Below are 15,863 nucleotides of genomic sequence, written 5' to 3' on the forward strand. Positions count from 1 at the left end.
GTCTCCCTCAACCCTTCATCGTGTTGATGTCTTCGACGGCGATCGAACCGCGATTGCGGAAGAACACCACGAGGATGGCGAGGCCGATGGCCGCCTCGGCGGCAGCCACCGTCAGCACGAACAGCGCGAAGATCTGTCCGGTGATATTGCCGAGGAAAACCGAGAAGGCGACGAAGTTGATGTTCACCGAGAGCAGGATCAGCTCGATCGACATCAGGATGACGATCACGTTCTTCCGGTTGAGGAAGATGCCGAGCGTGCCCAGCGTGAACAGGATCGCCGCCACGGTCAGGTAGTGGGGAAGACCGATGACCATGGCTCAGAGCCCCTTGCCCGACGGCACCTTGACGACGTCCATCGCCATTTTCTTGGTGCGCGCATTCTGCACCGGAATGCTCTGGCGCTTGACGTTCGGCTTGTGGCGCAGGGTCAGCACGATGGCGCCGATCATCGCCACCAGCAGGATCATCGCCGCCGCCTGGAAGAAATACACATAGTCGGTGTAAAGCACCCGGCCGATCTGCACCGCGTTGGTGACGTCGGACGGCCCTGCCGCCACCGCGCCGGTGACGCCCTGGCCGAAGGTCCAGGAGCCGAACACCAGCACCAGCTCGGCGAGGAAGACGAGGCCGATCAGCACGCCCACCGGCAGGTATTGCAGGAAGCCCTGGCGCAGCTCGACGAAGTCGACGTCGAGCATCATCACCACGAACAGGAACAGCACCGCCACCGCGCCGACATAGACGACCACCAGCAGCATGGCGAGGTATTCGGCGCCGATCAGGATGAACAGCCCCGCCGCGTTGACGAAGGTGAGGATCAGGAACAGCACCGAATGCACCGGGTTGCGCGAGGCGATGACCATGAAGGCCGACGCCACCGCCACACCGGCGAAGAGATAGAAGAACAGCGCGGCAAGGCTCATGCCCGGCACTCCCTGATATTTCCGGCCGTGCCACCGGCCGCCGCGCGAACGCCCATTCCCGTCACGTCGATCACCTTGTCGTCTCCCGCCGCTCAGCGATACGGCGCATCGAGCGCCATGTTGCGCGCGATCTCGCGTTCCCAGCGGTCGCCATTGGCGAGCAGCTTTGCCTTGTCGTAGTAGAGTTCCTCGCGCGTCTCGGTGGCGAACTCGAAGTTCGGCCCCTCGACGATGGCATCCACCGGGCACGCCTCCTGGCAGAAGCCGCAATAGATGCACTTCACCATGTCGATGTCGTAACGCGTGGTGCGGCGCGTGCCGTCGTTGCGGCGCGGGCCGGCCTCGATGGTGATGGCCTGCGCCGGGCAGATCGCCTCGCACAGCTTGCAGGCGATGCAGCGCTCTTCACCGTTCGGGTAGCGGCGCAGCGCGTGCTCGCCGCGGAAGCGCGGGCTCACCGGCCCCTTCTCGAAGGGATAGTTCAGCGTCGCCTTCGGCTTGAAGAAGTAGCGCATCGCCAGGAAGAACGCCGAGACGAACTCGGTGAGCAGCAGCTGGCGCGCCGCCAGATCCAACCTCATGTCGCTCTCCTCACTCCGCCATCGCCGCGGCGAGCCCAAAGCCCAGCAGCGGCATCGAGACGGCGAACACCCGGATCACCGTCTTCCACCAGGAAATCACGCCCTCAAGCTGATCACGGCTCAGCTTGCGGGCCTCTCGCGAGCCGCGGATCGATGTTTCCATCAGCCGCGGCAGTAGGAACCATTCGAGCAGGCCGATCAGCAGACCGATCAGCGCTCCCATCCAGGCGACGGCTGAGGCTTCGAACAGCCCGGCCAGCGTCCCCTCGCTCATGTCAGCCTCCGGCACCCGGCGCCAGGCCGGTGAAATGCAGCACCGACGCCACCAGCACCACCATCGCCAGCGAGATCGGCAGGAACACCTTCCAGCCCAGGCGCATCAACTGGTCGTAGCGGTAGCGCGGTACCATGGCCTTGACCATGGCGAACATGAAGAAGACCAGCAGCACCTTGAGCAGGAACCACACGATCCCCGGCACCCAGGTGAAGGGCGCGATCGGGAAGGGCGGCAGCCAGCCACCCATGAACAGGATCGTGGTCAGCGCGCACATGGTCATGATCGCCACGTACTCACCCAGCATGAACATCATGTAGGGTGTCGAGCCGTATTCCACCATGAAGCCGGCGACCAGTTCGGATTCCGCCTCGCCGAGATCGAAGGGCGGGCGGTTCGTCTCGGCCAGCGCCGAGATGAAGAAGATCACGAACATCGGGAACAGCGGCAGCCAGTACCAGCCGAACATGCCCAGCGAGCCATTCTGCGCCTCGACGATCGCCGACAGGTTCAGCGATCCCGCGCACATCAGAACGGTGACGATGACGAAGCCGATCGAGACCTCGTAGGACACCATCTGCGCCGCCGCGCGCAGCGCCGACAGGAACGGGTACTTCGAGTTCGACGCCCAGCCGGCCATGATCACGCCGTAGATACCCAGCGACGAGATGGCGAAGATGTAGAGCACGCCGACATTGATGTCCGCGACCACCCAGCCGGCACTGATGGGCATCACCGCCCACGCGGCCAGCGCCAGCATGCAGGTGACGAAGGGCGCCAGCAGAAACAGGCCCTTGTTGGACCCGTCCGGTATCACCGGCTCCTTCAGCACGAACTTGATCAGGTCGGCGAAGGACTGGAACAGGCCGAACGGCCCGACCACGTTGGGGCCGCGGCGCAGCTGCACCGCCGCCCAGATCTTGCGGTCGGCCAGCAGCACATAGGCAACGATGATCAGCAGGCCGACCAGCAGCCCGAGGCTCTGGGCGACGATGATCAGGACGTGGATGAGGGTGTCGAACCAGGTGGTGGTCACGGTCTCGGTCATGCTCCCCTCCCCCTCACTCGGCCGCCGCCGCGAGGCGGTTCTGGGCGAGCGCGGAGCATTCCGCCATCACGGCGGAGGCGCGGGCGATCGGATTGGTGAGGTAGAACGCGGTCACCGCGGCGTGGAACGGCGCACTCGCCGTCTCCCCGCCCTTGGCGCCGAGATCGATGACCGCCTGCGCGTCGGCCGGCTCGACATGGTCGATGCGGGCCAGATGCGGATGGGCGGCATAGAGCGCGGCGCGCAGCTGGCCGAGGCTGTCGAAGGGCAGCTTCTTGCCGAGCACGTCGGAGAGCGCCCGCAGGATCGCCCATTCCTCGCGCGCCTCGCCGGGCGGGAAAGCCGCGCGGTTGGCGATCTGCGCCCGCCCCTCGGTGTTCACATAGGTGCCGGACTTCTCGGTATAGGCGGCGCCCGGCAGGATGACGTCGGCGCGATGGGCGCCGCGGTCACCATGGGTGCCAATATAGACCACGAAGGCCCCCGGAGCGATGTCGATCTCGTCGGCGCCGAGCGCGAAGATCACCTCGGCCCCGCCCGGATTGGTCATCGCCACCGCGTCGAGGCCGCCGGCGCCGGGCACAGCGCCGACATCGAGCGCGCCGACGCGCGAAGCCGCCGTGTGCAGCACGGAGAAGCCGTTCCAGCCGTCCTTCACCGCGCCGACCGCCACCGCGAGCCGCGCAGCGAGCGCCAGCACCGCCGCGCCGTCCGGCCGGGAAAGCGCGCCCTGGCCGACGAGGATCAGCGGGTTCTTGGCGTTCTTCAGCGTCTCGGCGAAGGTGCCGCTGCCGACGAGGTCGGCCAGCGTATCGGTGCCGGCGCCGAGATAGTCATAGCCATAGGTCAGGTCGACCGCCTCGCCGATCAGCCCGATCGGGAAGTTGCCGTGCAGCCAGCGCTTGCGGATCCGGGCATTGAGCACCGAGGCCTCGAGGCGCGGATTGGCGCCGACGATCAGCAGCGCATCGGCCTGCTCGATGCCGGCGATGGTCGCGTTGAACAGGTAGGAGGCGCGGCCGAGCGCTGGGTCGAGCTTGGTCCCGTCCTGACGGCAGTCGATGTTGGCCGAACCGAGCGCGGTCAGCAGCTGCTTCAGCGCGAACACTTCCTCCACCGAGGCGAGGTCGCCGACGAGGCCGCCGATGCGGTTGCCGGCCACGCCCTTCACCTTGGCGGCGATGGCGGCGAAGGCCTCCGGCCAGCCCGCCGGCCGCAGCTTGCCGCCGACGCGCACATAGGGGCGGTCGAGGCGCTGGGTCTTCAGGCCGTCCCAGATGTAGCGGGTCTTGTCGGAGATCCACTCCTCGTTCACGTCCTCGTTGAGACGCGGCAGGATGCGCATCACCTCGCGGCCGCGGGTGTCGACGCGGATATTGGAGCCGACCGCGTCCATCACGTCGATGGATTCGGTCTTCACCAGCTCCCACGGACGGGCGTGGTAGGCATAGGGACGCTGGGTCAGCGCGCCGACCGGGCAGAGGTCGACGACATTGCCCTGCAATTCGGAGGAGAGCGCCGCCTCGAGATAGGTGGTGATCTCCATGTCCTCGCCGCGCCCGATGGCGCCGAGCTCGGACACGCCGGCCACCTCGGTGGTGAAGCGGACGCATCGCGTGCACTGGATGCAGCGCGTCATCGAGGTCTTCACCAGCGGGCCGATATACTTGTCCTCGACCGCGCGCTTGTTCTCGGCGTAGCGGGAGGTGTCCACGCCATAGGCCATGGCCTGGTCCTGCAGGTCGCACTCGCCACCCTGGTCGCAGATCGGGCAGTCCAGCGGGTGGTTGATGAGCAGGAACTCCATCACCCCTTCGCGCGCCTTCTTCACCATCGGGCTCTTGGTGAGCACGACGGGGGGCTCGCCATTCGGGCCCGGGCGCAGGTCGCGCACGCTCATGGCGCAGCTCGCCTGCGGCTTGGGCGGCCCGCCCTTCACCTCGACGAGGCACATGCGGCAATTACCGGCGATGGACAGCCGTTCATGGAAGCAGAAGCGCGGAATTTCGGCGCCCGCCGCCTCGCACGCCTGCAGCAGCGTGTATTCGGCGGGGACTTCGACCTCGATGTCGTCGACGATGAGCTTGGCCATGGTGCTCTCTTACTCCGCCGCTACCGGCACCGGGTCGGAATGGGGGTTCGCCGAATACTGGTCGATCCGCTTCTCGATCTCGGGACGGAAATGCCGGATCAGGCCCTGCACCGGCCACGCGGCGGCGTCGCCAAGCGCGCAGATGGTGTGACCCTCGATCTGGGTGGTGACCTGCAACAGGAGGTCGATCTCGCGCTTCTGGGCGCGGCCCTCCGCCATGCGGTCCATCACCCGCCACATCCAGCCGGTGCCCTCGCGGCAGGGCGTGCACTGGCCGCAGCTCTCGTGCCGGAAGAAGTAGGAGATGCGGGCGATGGCGCGGATGATGTCGGTCTGCTTGTCCATCACCAGCACGCCGGCGGTGCCGAAGGAGGACTTCGCGGCGCGGCAGCCGTCGAAGTCCATGATCAGCTCCTCGCAGTCCGCCGCCGGGATCACCGGGCAGGACGCGCCGCCGGGGATGATGGCGAGCAGGTTGTCCCAGCCGCCGCGCACCCCACCGCCGTGCTTCTCGATAAGCTCCTTGAACGGAATGCCCATAGCCTCTTCGACGATGCAGGGCGTGTTCACATGGCCGGAAATGCCGAACAGCTTGGTGCCGACATTGTTCGCGCGGCCGATGCCGGAGAACCATGCCGGGCCGCGGCGCAGGATGGTCGGCGCCACCGCGATGGATTCGACGTTGTTCACCGTGGTCGGGCAGCCATAGAGGCCGACATTGGCCGGGAATGGCGGCTTCAGGCGCGGCTGGCCCTTCTTGCCTTCCAGGCTCTCGATCAGCGCGGTCTCTTCGCCGCAGATATAGGCGCCGGCGCCATGGTGGACGACGATGTCGAAGTCCCAGCCATGCACGTTGTTCTTGCCGATCAGCTTGGCCTCATAGGCCTGGTCGACCGCCGCCTGGAGACGCTCGCGCTCGAGGATGAACTCGCCGCGCACATAGATATAGGCGGCGTGCGCGCCCATGGCGAAGCCGGCGATCAGGCAGCCCTCGACCAGGTGATGCGGGTCGTGGCGCAGGATCTCGCGGTCCTTGCAGGTGCCGGGCTCGGATTCGTCGGCGTTGACGACGAGGTAATGCGGGCGCCCGTCCGACTGCTTGGGCATGAACGACCACTTCAGGCCGGTCGGGAAGCCCGCCCCGCCACGGCCGCGCAGGCCGGAGGCCTTCATCTGGTCGATGATCCAGTCGCGGCCGGCATCGATGATGGTCCGGGTGCCATCCCACGAGCCGCGTTTCAGCGCGCCCGGCAGGCCCCAGTCCTGATAGCCGTAGATATTGGTGAAGATGCGATCCTTGTCTGCCAGCATGGTTCGCTCCTCAGTTCGGCTTCGGCGCGTCGGGCTTCGCCGGGCCAGTGGAATCGGCGGCGCCGGCGACCTTGACCGCCTCGGCGACCGGCGGCTTCGCCGGGGCCGGGTCGGACTTCGGCGGCGCGGGCGGGGCCGCGGCGGCGGCCGGTTCGGCGGGCTTGGGCTGCGCGGCGGCGGCCTCGCGGGCGGCAATCGCGTCGCGCGCGGCGGCAAGGCCGATACCCGTGCCGACCATCGAGCCGTCATAGAGCTCCGGCGAGGTCAGCACGCGAAGGCCGGTGACCGGCTCCGAGCTCTTGCGGCCGTTCTGCGGGCCGATGGCCGGCTTCTCGCCGCGCTCGAAGGCGTCGATGATGCCCTCGAGGATCTCCGGGGTCAGGTCCTCGAACACCTCGTTCACCACCTGCACCATCGGCGCGTTCACGCAGGCGCCGGCGCACTCGACCTCTTCCCAGGAGAGCGAGCCGCTCGCGTTGAGATGGAAGGGCTCGGGATGGATTTTCTTCTTGCAGACCTTCATCAGGTCGCCGGCGCCCTTCAGCATGCAGGGCGTGGTGCCGCAGACCTGGATATGCGCCTTCTTGCCGACCGGCAGCAGCTGGAACTGCGTGTAGAAGGTGGCGACCTCGTAGACGCGGATCGGCGCCATGCCGAGCATCTCGCCGATATAGCGCATCGCCGGTTCAGATACCCAACCCTCCGCCTGCTCCTGCGCGCGCATGAGCAGCGGGATCACCGCGCTGGCCTGCCGGCCAGCCGGATATTTGGCGATGGTCTTTTCCGCCCAAGCCAGATTCTCCGCCGTAAAGGCGAAGCTCTCGGGCTGCAATTCCTTGGGCGCAAGCCTACGGACCGACATGCCGTACCCTTCCGATCGAACCCCTGAGCCCCGGGCTCAGCGGTCCACTTCCCCGAACACGATATCCAGCGACCCGAGGATCGCCGAAACGTCCGCGAGCATGTAGCCGCGGCACATGAAATCCATCGATTGAAGATGGGCGAAGCCTGGCGCGCGGATCTTGCAGCGATAGGGCTTGTTGGTGCCGTCAGACACCAGATAGACACCGAATTCGCCCTTGGGCGCTTCCACCGCGGCGTAAACTTCGCCGGCCGGGACATGGAAGCCTTCGGTGTAGAGCTTGAAGTGATGGATGAGCGCTTCCATCGAGCGCTTCATCTCGCCGCGCTTGGGCGCGACGATCTTGTTGTCGACCGCCGAGACCGGACCGGTCTCCTTGAGGAGGCGCTGACAGCACTGGCGCATGATGTACGCCGACTGCCGCATCTCCTCCATGCGAATACAGTAGCGATCGTAATTGTCGCAGTTCTTGCCGATCGGAATGTCGAATTCCAGCTCGTCATAGCACTCGTAGGGCTGCGACTTGCGCAGGTCCCACGCCGCGCCGGAGCCCCGCACCATCACGCCGGAGAAGCCCCAGGCGAAGGCGTCCTCCAGCGACACGATGCCGATGTCGACATTGCGCTGCTTGAAGATGCGGTTGTCGGTGAGCAGGCCCTCGAGGTCGTCGCAGACCTTCAGGAACGGATCGATCCAGTCGAGAATGTCCTGCACCAGCTGGCGCGGCAGGTCCTGGTGGACGCCACCGGGACGGAAATAGGCGGCGTGCATCCGGCTTCCCGAGGCGCGCTCGTAGAAGACCATCAGCTTCTCGCGCTCCTCGAAGCCCCACAGCGGCGGGGTGAGCGCGCCGACGTCCATCGCCTGCGTCGTCACATTGAGCATGTGCGACAGGATGCGACCGATCTCGGAATAGAGCACGCGGATCAGCTGGCCGCGCTTGGGCACCGTCACCCCGAGCAGCCGCTCGACGGCGAGGCAGTAGGCATGCTCCTGGTTCATCGGCGCGACATAGTCGAGCCGGTCGAAATAAGGCATCGCCTGGGTAAAGGTCTTGGTCTCGATCAGCTTCTCGGTGCCGCGATGCAGCAGGCCGATATGCGGATCGACACGCTCGACGATCTCGCCGTCCAGCTCCAGCACGAGACGCAAAACGCCATGCGCAGCAGGATGTTGCGGGCCGAAGTTAATCTGGAAGTTACGAACGTTGGCGTCCGGCGTGATGGGAGCATTCATGGTCGTGTCACTCCGCCTCAACCAGCCTTGGGGGCCGAAGCCTTCTCGTCACCCGGGAGCACGTAGTCAGGCCCCTCCCACGGCGACAGGAAGTCGAAATTGCGGAACTCCTGCGCGAGCTTCACCGGCTCGTAGACCACGCGCTTGCGCTCGTCGTCATAGCGCACCTCGACGAAGCCCGTGGTCGGGAAGTCCTTGCGCAGCGGATAGCCGTCGAAGCCGTAATCGGTGAGCAGGCGCCGCAGCTCCGGGTGGCCCGAGAACAGGATGCCGTACATGTCGTAGGCTTCGCGCTCGAACCACAGCGCGCCGGCGAATACCGAAGTTGCCGAGGGCACCGGGGTGGTCTCGTCGGTCTCCGCCTTCACCCGGATACGGGCGTTCAGCGTCGGCGACAGCAGGTGGTAGACTACGTCGAAGCGCTTCTCGCGCTTCGGCCAGTCGACGCCGCAAATGTCGATGAAGCTGACAAACCGGCAGGACGGGTCGTCGCGCAGGAAGGTCAGCACCTTCACCACCTCGGCGCCCGGCACCGTCACGGTGAGCTCGCCATAGGCGACGACAATCTCGTCGATCGCATCCGGCAGCGCCTCGGCGATGTGCGCCCCAAGCTCTCTCAGCGTCTCGTCCATGTCTTACCCGTCTTGCCCGCTCTATGCGCCCGGCGTCGGTCGTTCAGCGTTCGCAGTCGTTTAGCGTTCGATGGTGCCCGTGCGGCGGATCTTCTTCTGCAGCAGCAGCACGCCGTACAGCAGAGCCTCAGCCGTCGGCGGGCAGCCCGGCACGTAGATGTCGACCGGCACGATCCGGTCGCAGCCGCGCACCACCGAGTAGGAGTAGTGGTAGTAGCCCCCGCCATTGGCGCAGCTGCCCATGGAGATGACGTAGCGCGGCTCCGGCATCTGGTCGTAGACCTTGCGCAGGGCCGGGGCCATCTTGTTGGTCAGCGTGCCGGCGACGATCATCACGTCGGACTGGCGTGGCGAGGCGCGGGGCGCGAAGCCGAAGCGCTCCACGTCGTAGCGCGGCATGGAGACCTGCATCATCTCCACCGCGCAGCAGGCGAGGCCGAAGGTCATCCACATGAGCGAGCCGGTGCGCGCCCAGTTGATCAGCTCGTCGGTGGCGGTGACGAGGAAGCCCTTGTCGGCCAGCTCGTTGTTCACCTCGACGAAGAACGGATCGGTCGCGCCGATCGGCCGGCCGGTGTTCGGATCGATGATTCCCTTCGCCGCCGGAGCGACGAGAGGAGTGTTCGCGGCGCTCAATCCCATTCGAGCGCTCCCTTCTTCCATTCGTAGACAAAGCCGATGGTGAGCACGGCCAGGAAAATCATCATCGACCAGAAGCCGAAATTACCGAGTTCCCCGAAGGTGATGGCCCAGGGAAACAGGAAGGCGACCTCGAGATCGAAGATGATGAAGAGGATCGACACCAGGTAGAAACGGACGTCGAACTTCATGCGCGCGTCGTCGAACGCATTGAAGCCACATTCATAAGCCGACATCTTCTCCGGATCGGGTCGAGAGAAGGCGACGATGAAGGGGGCCACCAGCAGGGCGATCCCGATGACGGCCGAAACCCCGATGAAAATGACGACCGGCAGGTAATCCTGCAGCAGGCTGCTCATGGGCCGCATCCTCCCCGGTGCGTGGGCGCCGTTTGGCGCGCAACCTCAGTTGCGAAATATTCAAAGCACAGGGCAGGCTTATCGCACCGCCCCAGAGAGGGCAAGGGCGTCGATGAGCGTTACGTAAGTCGTGGCATACAAAATTCACAGCCGACCCAACGTTCCCAACGGTTTACGCCGCATTGCGGCATCCTGTTGGTTCGTTAGGACAATATCGTGACGCCAGACTTTCGTCTCATACCGCATGGAGAGGCCCGCGATCGCCCCGTGCCGCCCCCGCGACCGCCCCGCCGCGGCCCCCTTCCACCTCCGGTGAGTCTCCCCTGGGCAGTGGCGATCCGGTGCGGAATGCGCCAGAAACGGGGCGCGTCGGAACTTCCGATGCGGTAGCAGGAACAGGTGCCTCCATGACCGACGACACGCCCGCCGACGAGCATTACGACTACATCATCGTCGGGGCCGGCTCGGCCGGCTGCGTGCTCGCCAACCGGCTCTCCGCCGATCCGCGCAGGCGCGTGCTGTTGCTGGAAGCCGGCGGGCGCGACAACTGGATCTGGTTCCACATCCCGGTCGGCTACCTGTTCGCCATCGGCAATCCCCGCGCCGACTGGATGTTCCGCACCGAGCCGGAGCCGGGGCTCAACGGCCGTGCCCTCGCCTATCCACGCGGCAAGGTGATCGGCGGCTGCTCCGCCATCAACGCGATGATCTACATGCGCGGCCAGGCCGGCGACTATGACGGCTGGCGCCAGCTCGGGCTCGCCGGCTGGGGCTGGGACGACGTGCTGCCGATCTTCAAGAGCCACGAGGACCACTATCGCGGCGCCAGCGACATCCACGGCGCCGGCGGCGAGTGGCGCGTCGAATTCCCGCGCCTCACCTGGCCGCTGCTCGACAAGGTGCGCGAGGCGGCGGCGCAGGACGGCATCGCGCCGATCGATGACTACAACACCGGCGACAATGAGGGCTCGGCCTATTTCCAGGTCAACCAGAAGCGCGGCCTGCGCTGGAGCGCCGCGCGAGGGTTCCTCAAGCCCGTTTTGAACCGGCCGAACCTCACCCTGCGCACCGGCTGCCTCACCGAGCGGGTGATTCTCGAGGGCCACCGCGCCGTCGGCATCGCCTACCGGCAGGACGGCGTCGCCCGCACCGCCCGCGCCCATGGCGAGGTCATCCTCTCGGCCGGCGCCATCGGCTCGCCGCAGATCCTCATGCTGTCCAGCATCGGCCCAGGCGCCGAGCTGGCCGGTCACGGCATCGGCGTCGCCCTCGACCGGCCGGGTGTTGGCGCCAACCTTCAGGACCATCTGCAATTGCGGCTGATCTATAAGGTGCATGGCGCCAACACGCTGAACGAGCGCACCCACTCGCTGATCGGCAAGGCGTCGATGGCGCTGGAATACGCCCTGTTCCGACGCGGGCCGCTCACCATGGCGCCGTCGCAGCTCGGCCTGTTCACCCGCTCGCGGCCGGACAAGGAGCGCGCGGACATTGAGTTCCACGTGCAGCCGTTGTCGCTCGGCAAGTTCGGCGAGAAGCTGCACCCCTTCCCCGCCTTCACCATGAGCGTGTGCAATCTGCGCCCAAGCAGCCGTGGCGATGTCCGCCTCACCAGCGCCGACCCGACGGCGCCCCCCGCGATTCGCCCCAACTACCTCGCGACCGAGGAGGACCGGCAGGTGGCGGCGGACAGCCTGCGCGTCGCCCGCCGCATCGTGAAGCGGCCGGCGCTGGCATCGCTCCGCCCGGAGGAGTTCCTGCCCGGCCCCGCGGTCGGCGACGACGAGGACAGCCTGGTGCGCGCCGCCGGCGAGATCGGCACCACCATCTTCCACCCGGTCGGCACCGCCAAGATGGGACTGCCGAGCGACCCGCTCGCGGTGGTCGACGAGCGGCTGCGGGTGTTCGGCATCGAGGGGCTGCGGGTGGTCGACGCCTCGGTGATGCCGACCATCGTCTCCGGCAACACCGCCTCCCCCACCATGATGATCGCCGAAAAGGCAGCGGCGATGATCCGCGCCGACGCGCGCTAGAGCCTGTTGCCGCCGCGAAGGCTGAAAGGCTTTCGCGACGGGAACAGACTTCAGCCTATTGGATCTGGCGCTGGTCGCGGAACGCTACGGCCTACTGCGCCTTCAGCACCGCCGCGCAGGACGGCGGCAGGTCGGCGAGCGTCACCGGCGGCGCCGGCTTGGGCGGCACTTTCGGCGGCTTGGGATGCAGCACGCCGTCGGAGAACCACCAGTCGAGCTTGTCGCAGCCGTCGCCCGGCACCACCGCGTCCTGCGGCCGGCAATCCGGGCTCCCGGCCGGGCAGGAGATGCGCACATGCATGTGGTAGTCGTGCCCCCAATAGGGCCGCACCTTCTGCAGCCAGGAGCGGTCGCCGCGCGCGTCGCGGCACAGTGCCTTCTTGATCGCCGCGTTGACCAGCACCCGCTCCACCCGGTCGTCCTGCGCCGCGGTGCGGATGATGGCGACATGTGCCGGCGTCCACACCTGGGTGTCGACGTCGAGCCGGTCCGGCCGCACGATCATCGTCGCCGACACGTCCTCGCGCTCCTTGGCGGTGAAGACCTTCTTCGGCATCGGGGTCAGCCAGATGTCAGCGTCGAGACCGATCTGGTGCGAGGCATGGCCGGTCGCCATCGGTCCGCCGCGCGGCTGCGCCATGTCGCCGACGAGCAGGCCGGACCAGCCGACCTTGGGCGCCTGGGCGGACAGCCGCTCCAGGAAGGCGATGAGGTCGGGATGGCCCCAGTTGCGGTTGCGCGACAGCCGCATCGCCTGCCAGGTCGGCCCGGTGACCGGCAGCGCCTCGCCCCCGGCGAGGCAGCCGCGCGAATAGAAGCCGATGGCACGCGGCGCCAGCGCGGAGGCCGGCTGCTTCACCGCGCCGAACAACACCTTGGCCGGCGCGGCGCCGGCGGCAGCGGGTTTTGCGGCCGGGGCCGGCGCGTCCTCCTGCGCATGCGACGCGCCGGGAGCGCCGGTAAGCGCCAGCCCGGCGAGCGCGAGAACCGAAAGCAGACGGCGCATTCCGGCCTCCCCGCTCAGCTCATCGCCTGCGACATCACGACGAAGCCCTTGTCGGTCCGCGTCGAGGCATCCGCCGACAGATCGGTCACGAACAGCGTCGAGCCCGGCACCAAAAGCTGGGCGAGTTGCTGGTTGGCCTGCGGCGCCACGGTGATGCGGTCGATGGCGGCGGCCACCTTGCCGGCCCCGGCGCCGTTGCCCTCGAAGCCGAGCGCCGTCCAGGCGACGTCGCCCGCCACCTTCTTCAGCACATAGACGACATTGCCGAGCGGCGTATTGGGATCGCGGATGGTCACCGGCGCGGTGAGCGCCACCGCGCCGTTCTTCAGCACGGTCAGCTGCTTGTCGGCGCCGCTCACCACCATGGAGACGGCGTTCTCCGCCGCCATCTGCGCGGCAGCCGCGACCGCGGCCGGGCTGTCGTCCTTCGGCGCCTCGGTCTTTATCGCGGTGGTCGCGTCGGCCGGCAGCACCAGGCCGGGATGCAGCACGTCGGCCGGCTGCGAATGCGCGTCGGCAATGATCACCGGCGTGCCGAAATGGGTGACGCTGAACAGCAGCTTGGAGAACGCCATCGGCAGGTGCACGCAGCCATGCGAGGACGGGTAGCCGGGCAACCCGCCGGCATGCAGCGCCACGCCCGACCAGGTCAGCCGCTCGGCATAGGGCATCGGCGCGTCGTCATAGAGCGAGGAATGGTGGTCGACATCCTTCTGCAGGATGGTGAACACCCCTACCGGCGTCTCGTGGCCGGCGCGGCCGGTCGAGCAGGTGGAGACGCCGATGCGCACGCCGTTGCGATACACGTAGCAGCGCTGGTCCGGCAGCGAGACGATGATGGCGACGAAGCCCTCGGGCGCCCGCTCGGGATGCCACGCATACTGGCCGGGCTTCATGTCGGCGACCGAGGTCAGGTCGCTCGTCGCGGCGTCGCCGGGGTCGGCGCCCTGCGCGCTAGCGGCCGACGGACGCAGCGGCAACAGGGCGGCAAGGCCGAACAAGCCGATGAGATGGCGCCGGCTCAATGTCGAGCGCGCCCAGCCATTCGTCATGAGCGAATCCCCTTCTTCGGCCCTGTTAAGGATAATCCCCAGGCGACGAGAGGCCAACATACTGAACGACAACGATTAATGTCTCGTTTACGTTAGTGCTTCCGCCCTCGCCGGGTCCCGGCGCCATGCGCTCCGCTCATACCCGGCCGAAGGTCGAACTGGCGCCGGGCGCACGCGGCGGCGAAACATGCCGCGCCGCCTGCGGCGTCCCGCGTGCCTCTCCTGCCGAAGCTCGCCCCCGGACCGCGGATGCCGGCGAACGAGACCGGGAGGAATGACGCCATGCACGAGGACCGCCTGCGCTACGCCCCATTGGCGGACAAGGTGACCAGCGCCGAACAAGCCGCGCAGCTGATCAGGGACGGCATGACGGTGGGCATGAGCGGCTTCACCCGCGCCGGCGAGGCCAAGGCGGTGCCGATGGCGCTCGCCGAGCGCGCCCGCACCGAGCCCTTGAAGATCACGCTGATCACCGGAGCCTCGCTCGGCAACGACCTCGACAAGACGCTGGCCGAGGCGCACGCGCTCTCCCGTCGCATCCCCTTCCAGTCCGATCCGGCGCTGCGCAAGTCGATCAATGCCGGCGAGGTGATGTTCGTCGACCAGCATTTGTCCGAGACGGTGGAGATGCTGCGCACCCGCCAGCTCGGCCCGGTCGACGTCGCGGTGATCGAGGCGGTGGCGATCACCGAGCAGGGCGGCATCGTGCCGACCACCTCGGTCGGCAATTCGGCGAGCTTCGCCATCCTCGCCGAGAAGGTGATCGTCGAGATCAACCTCTCCCAGCCGGTGACGCTGGAGGGGCTGCACGACATCTATATCCCCACCCACCGGCCGCACCGCGAGCCGATCCCGGTGGTGGCGCCGCAGAGCCGCGTCGGCCTGCCCTTCATCCCGGTCGATCCGGCCAAGATCGCCGCCATCGTCTTCACCGAAAAGCTCGACAGCTCGTCGACCGTGCTGCCGCCGGACGCCGAGACCGCTGCCATTTCCGGCCATCTCACCGAATTCTTCCTCAACGAGGTCAGGAAGGGCCGGCTGACCAACCGGCTCCAGCCGTTGCAGGCCGGCATCGGCACCATCGCCAACGCCGTGCTGCACGGCTTCATCGAGACGCCGTTCCACAACCTCACCATGTATTCCGAGGTGCTACAGGACTCGACCTTCGACCTGTTCGACGCCGGCAAGCTCGATTTCGCCTCCGGCTCCTCCATCACCCTGTCGGCGGCCAAGTACCGCGAGGTGCTGCCGAAGCTGCCGCACTACAAGCCGCGGCTGATCCTGCGCCCGCAGGAGATCAGCAACCACCCCGAAGTGGTGCGCCGGCTCGGCATCATCGGCATCAACACCGCGCTGGAGTTCGACATCTACGGCAACGTCAACTCCACCCATGTCGGCGGCACCCACATGATGAACGGTATCGGCGGCTCGGGTGACTTCGCCCGCAACGGCTACATGTCGGTGTTCGTCACCAAATCGATCGCCAAGGGCGGCGCCATCTCCTCGGTGGTGCCGATGGTCAGCCATGTCGACCACAACGAGCACGATGTCGACGTGCTCGTTACCGAGATCGGCCTCGCCGACCTGCGCGGCCTCGCCCCGCGCGAGCGGGCGCGGGCGATCCTCGCCAATTGCGTCCATCCCTCCTATCGCGAGCCGCTGGCCGACTACCATCGCCGGGCGCTGGCGCGCGGCGGCCACACGCCACACGTCATCGAGGAGGCGCTGTCCTGGCACGTCGCGCTGCGCGAGACCGGCCGCATGCCGGCCTCTGCCGACGTGACCGCCTGAACGAAAAATGGCCCGCCTCCAG

The 15,863-nt window shown here is 67.2% G+C and carries 16 protein-coding genes; 2 read left to right on the forward strand and 14 right to left on the reverse strand.

Annotated elements, in window-relative coordinates:
• Positions 1 to 7 precede the first annotated feature (7 nt).
• The 12 genes from nuoK to LGR54_RS15560 all read right to left on the reverse strand — a co-directional run bounded on the left by nuoK (position 8) and on the right by LGR54_RS15560 (position 9,959).
• Entirely contained in the window at positions 8 to 316 is a 309-nt protein-coding gene (gene nuoK / locus LGR54_RS15505; protein ID WP_214006477.1) for an NADH-quinone oxidoreductase subunit NuoK, read from the reverse strand.
• A 3-nt stretch (positions 317 to 319) separates the two neighbouring features.
• The gene (locus tag LGR54_RS15510) at positions 320 to 925 is read right to left on the reverse strand and encodes an NADH-quinone oxidoreductase subunit J (RefSeq protein WP_214006476.1); all 606 of its coding nucleotides are present in this window, start codon (positions 923 to 925) and stop codon (positions 320 to 322) included.
• 92 nt (positions 926 to 1,017) lie between these two features.
• Positions 1,018 to 1,506 (reverse strand): NADH-quinone oxidoreductase subunit NuoI, encoded by a 489-nt coding sequence (gene nuoI, locus LGR54_RS15515; protein ID WP_013166662.1) that lies wholly within the window; start codon positions 1,504 to 1,506, stop codon positions 1,018 to 1,020.
• Positions 1,507 to 1,516: 10 nt separating this feature from the next.
• Positions 1,517 to 1,780, reverse strand: coding sequence for a hypothetical protein (locus LGR54_RS15520; RefSeq protein WP_230362906.1), 264 nt, complete (start codon positions 1,778 to 1,780; stop codon positions 1,517 to 1,519).
• A 1-nt stretch (position 1,781) separates the two neighbouring features.
• Positions 1,782 to 2,828 carry an NADH-quinone oxidoreductase subunit NuoH gene (gene nuoH, locus LGR54_RS15525; protein ID WP_214006474.1) on the reverse strand — a complete coding sequence of 349 codons (1,047 nt, stop codon included), beginning with the start codon at positions 2,826 to 2,828 and terminating at the stop codon, positions 1,782 to 1,784.
• Positions 2,829 to 2,841: 13 nt separating this feature from the next.
• A complete protein-coding gene (gene nuoG, locus LGR54_RS15530) occupies positions 2,842 to 4,920 on the reverse strand; it encodes an NADH-quinone oxidoreductase subunit NuoG (protein ID WP_230362907.1) in 2,079 nt (692 codons plus the stop codon).
• A gap of 9 nt (positions 4,921 to 4,929) precedes the next feature.
• Positions 4,930 to 6,231: an NADH-quinone oxidoreductase subunit NuoF gene (gene nuoF / locus LGR54_RS15535; RefSeq protein ID WP_230362908.1), complete on the reverse strand. Its 1,302-nt coding sequence runs from the start codon at positions 6,229 to 6,231 to the stop codon at positions 4,930 to 4,932.
• Positions 6,232 to 6,241: 10 nt separating this feature from the next.
• Positions 6,242 to 7,093, reverse strand: coding sequence for an NADH-quinone oxidoreductase subunit NuoE (nuoE, locus tag LGR54_RS15540; RefSeq protein WP_230362909.1), 852 nt, complete (start codon positions 7,091 to 7,093; stop codon positions 6,242 to 6,244).
• A 36-nt stretch (positions 7,094 to 7,129) separates the two neighbouring features.
• Positions 7,130 to 8,329 (reverse strand): NADH-quinone oxidoreductase subunit D, encoded by a 1,200-nt coding sequence (locus tag LGR54_RS15545; RefSeq protein ID WP_230362910.1) that lies wholly within the window; start codon positions 8,327 to 8,329, stop codon positions 7,130 to 7,132.
• Positions 8,330 to 8,346: 17 nt separating this feature from the next.
• Entirely contained in the window at positions 8,347 to 8,961 is a 615-nt protein-coding gene (locus tag LGR54_RS15550) for an NADH-quinone oxidoreductase subunit C (RefSeq protein ID WP_214006468.1), read from the reverse strand.
• Positions 8,962 to 9,021: 60 nt separating this feature from the next.
• Entirely contained in the window at positions 9,022 to 9,603 is a 582-nt protein-coding gene (locus tag LGR54_RS15555; protein ID WP_214006467.1) for an NADH-quinone oxidoreductase subunit B family protein, read from the reverse strand.
• Positions 9,594 to 9,959 carry an NADH-quinone oxidoreductase subunit A gene (locus tag LGR54_RS15560; RefSeq protein ID WP_214006466.1) on the reverse strand — a complete coding sequence of 122 codons (366 nt, stop codon included), beginning with the start codon at positions 9,957 to 9,959 and terminating at the stop codon, positions 9,594 to 9,596. The genes LGR54_RS15555 and LGR54_RS15560 overlap by 10 nt, the downstream gene beginning before the upstream one ends.
• 407 nt (positions 9,960 to 10,366) lie before the next feature.
• Between LGR54_RS15560 and LGR54_RS15565 the strand changes: the two genes are divergently transcribed.
• Positions 10,367 to 11,992, forward strand: coding sequence for a GMC family oxidoreductase (locus LGR54_RS15565; RefSeq protein WP_230362911.1), 1,626 nt, complete (start codon positions 10,367 to 10,369; stop codon positions 11,990 to 11,992).
• A gap of 91 nt (positions 11,993 to 12,083) precedes the next feature.
• Here the strand turns inward: LGR54_RS15565 and mepA are convergent, their stop codons facing one another.
• Both mepA and LGR54_RS15575 read right to left on the reverse strand, forming a co-directional pair.
• The gene (gene mepA / locus LGR54_RS15570; RefSeq protein WP_230362912.1) at positions 12,084 to 12,998 is read right to left on the reverse strand and encodes a penicillin-insensitive murein endopeptidase; all 915 of its coding nucleotides are present in this window, start codon (positions 12,996 to 12,998) and stop codon (positions 12,084 to 12,086) included.
• Between the two features lie 14 nt (positions 12,999 to 13,012).
• Positions 13,013 to 14,050 carry a L,D-transpeptidase gene (locus LGR54_RS15575; protein ID WP_230362913.1) on the reverse strand — a complete coding sequence of 346 codons (1,038 nt, stop codon included), beginning with the start codon at positions 14,048 to 14,050 and terminating at the stop codon, positions 13,013 to 13,015.
• Positions 14,051 to 14,332: 282 nt separating this feature from the next.
• Between LGR54_RS15575 and LGR54_RS15580 the strand changes: the two genes are divergently transcribed.
• Positions 14,333 to 15,841, forward strand: coding sequence for an acetyl-CoA hydrolase/transferase family protein (locus tag LGR54_RS15580; RefSeq protein WP_230362914.1), 1,509 nt, complete (start codon positions 14,333 to 14,335; stop codon positions 15,839 to 15,841).
• Positions 15,842 to 15,863: the final 22 nt, after the last annotated feature.

The sequence above is a fragment of the Ancylobacter sp. Lp-2 genome (assembly GCF_020523795.1).
Classification (GTDB): domain Bacteria; phylum Pseudomonadota; class Alphaproteobacteria; order Rhizobiales; family Xanthobacteraceae; genus Ancylobacter.

Excerpts from the sequence above, each read along its gene's own strand:
- nuoE (WP_230362909.1), bottom strand. The coding sequence starts at position 7,093 with ATGTCGGTCCGTAGGCTTGCGCCCAAGGAATTGCAGCCCGAGAGCTTC.
- LGR54_RS15580 (WP_230362914.1), top strand. The coding sequence starts at position 14,333 with ATGCACGAGGACCGCCTGCGCTACGCCCCATTGGCGGACAAGGTGACC.
- mepA (WP_230362912.1), bottom strand. The coding sequence starts at position 12,998 with ATGCGCCGTCTGCTTTCGGTTCTCGCGCTCGCCGGGCTGGCGCTTACC.
- nuoF (WP_230362908.1), bottom strand. The coding sequence starts at position 6,231 with ATGCTGGCAGACAAGGATCGCATCTTCACCAATATCTACGGCTATCAG.
- LGR54_RS15520 (WP_230362906.1), bottom strand. The coding sequence starts at position 1,780 with ATGAGCGAGGGGACGCTGGCCGGGCTGTTCGAAGCCTCAGCCGTCGCC.
- LGR54_RS15510 (WP_214006476.1), bottom strand. The coding sequence starts at position 925 with ATGAGCCTTGCCGCGCTGTTCTTCTATCTCTTCGCCGGTGTGGCGGTG.
- LGR54_RS15550 (WP_214006468.1), bottom strand. The coding sequence starts at position 8,961 with ATGGACGAGACGCTGAGAGAGCTTGGGGCGCACATCGCCGAGGCGCTG.
- LGR54_RS15560 (WP_214006466.1), bottom strand. The coding sequence starts at position 9,959 with ATGAGCAGCCTGCTGCAGGATTACCTGCCGGTCGTCATTTTCATCGGG.
- nuoH (WP_214006474.1), bottom strand. The coding sequence starts at position 2,828 with ATGACCGAGACCGTGACCACCACCTGGTTCGACACCCTCATCCACGTC.
- nuoG (WP_230362907.1), bottom strand. The coding sequence starts at position 4,920 with ATGGCCAAGCTCATCGTCGACGACATCGAGGTCGAAGTCCCCGCCGAA.
- LGR54_RS15575 (WP_230362913.1), bottom strand. The coding sequence starts at position 14,050 with ATGACGAATGGCTGGGCGCGCTCGACATTGAGCCGGCGCCATCTCATC.
- nuoI (WP_013166662.1), bottom strand. The coding sequence starts at position 1,506 with ATGAGGTTGGATCTGGCGGCGCGCCAGCTGCTGCTCACCGAGTTCGTC.
- LGR54_RS15565 (WP_230362911.1), top strand. The coding sequence starts at position 10,367 with ATGACCGACGACACGCCCGCCGACGAGCATTACGACTACATCATCGTC.
- LGR54_RS15545 (WP_230362910.1), bottom strand. The coding sequence starts at position 8,329 with ATGAATGCTCCCATCACGCCGGACGCCAACGTTCGTAACTTCCAGATT.
- nuoK (WP_214006477.1), bottom strand. The coding sequence starts at position 316 with ATGGTCATCGGTCTTCCCCACTACCTGACCGTGGCGGCGATCCTGTTC.
- LGR54_RS15555 (WP_214006467.1), bottom strand. The coding sequence starts at position 9,603 with ATGGGATTGAGCGCCGCGAACACTCCTCTCGTCGCTCCGGCGGCGAAG.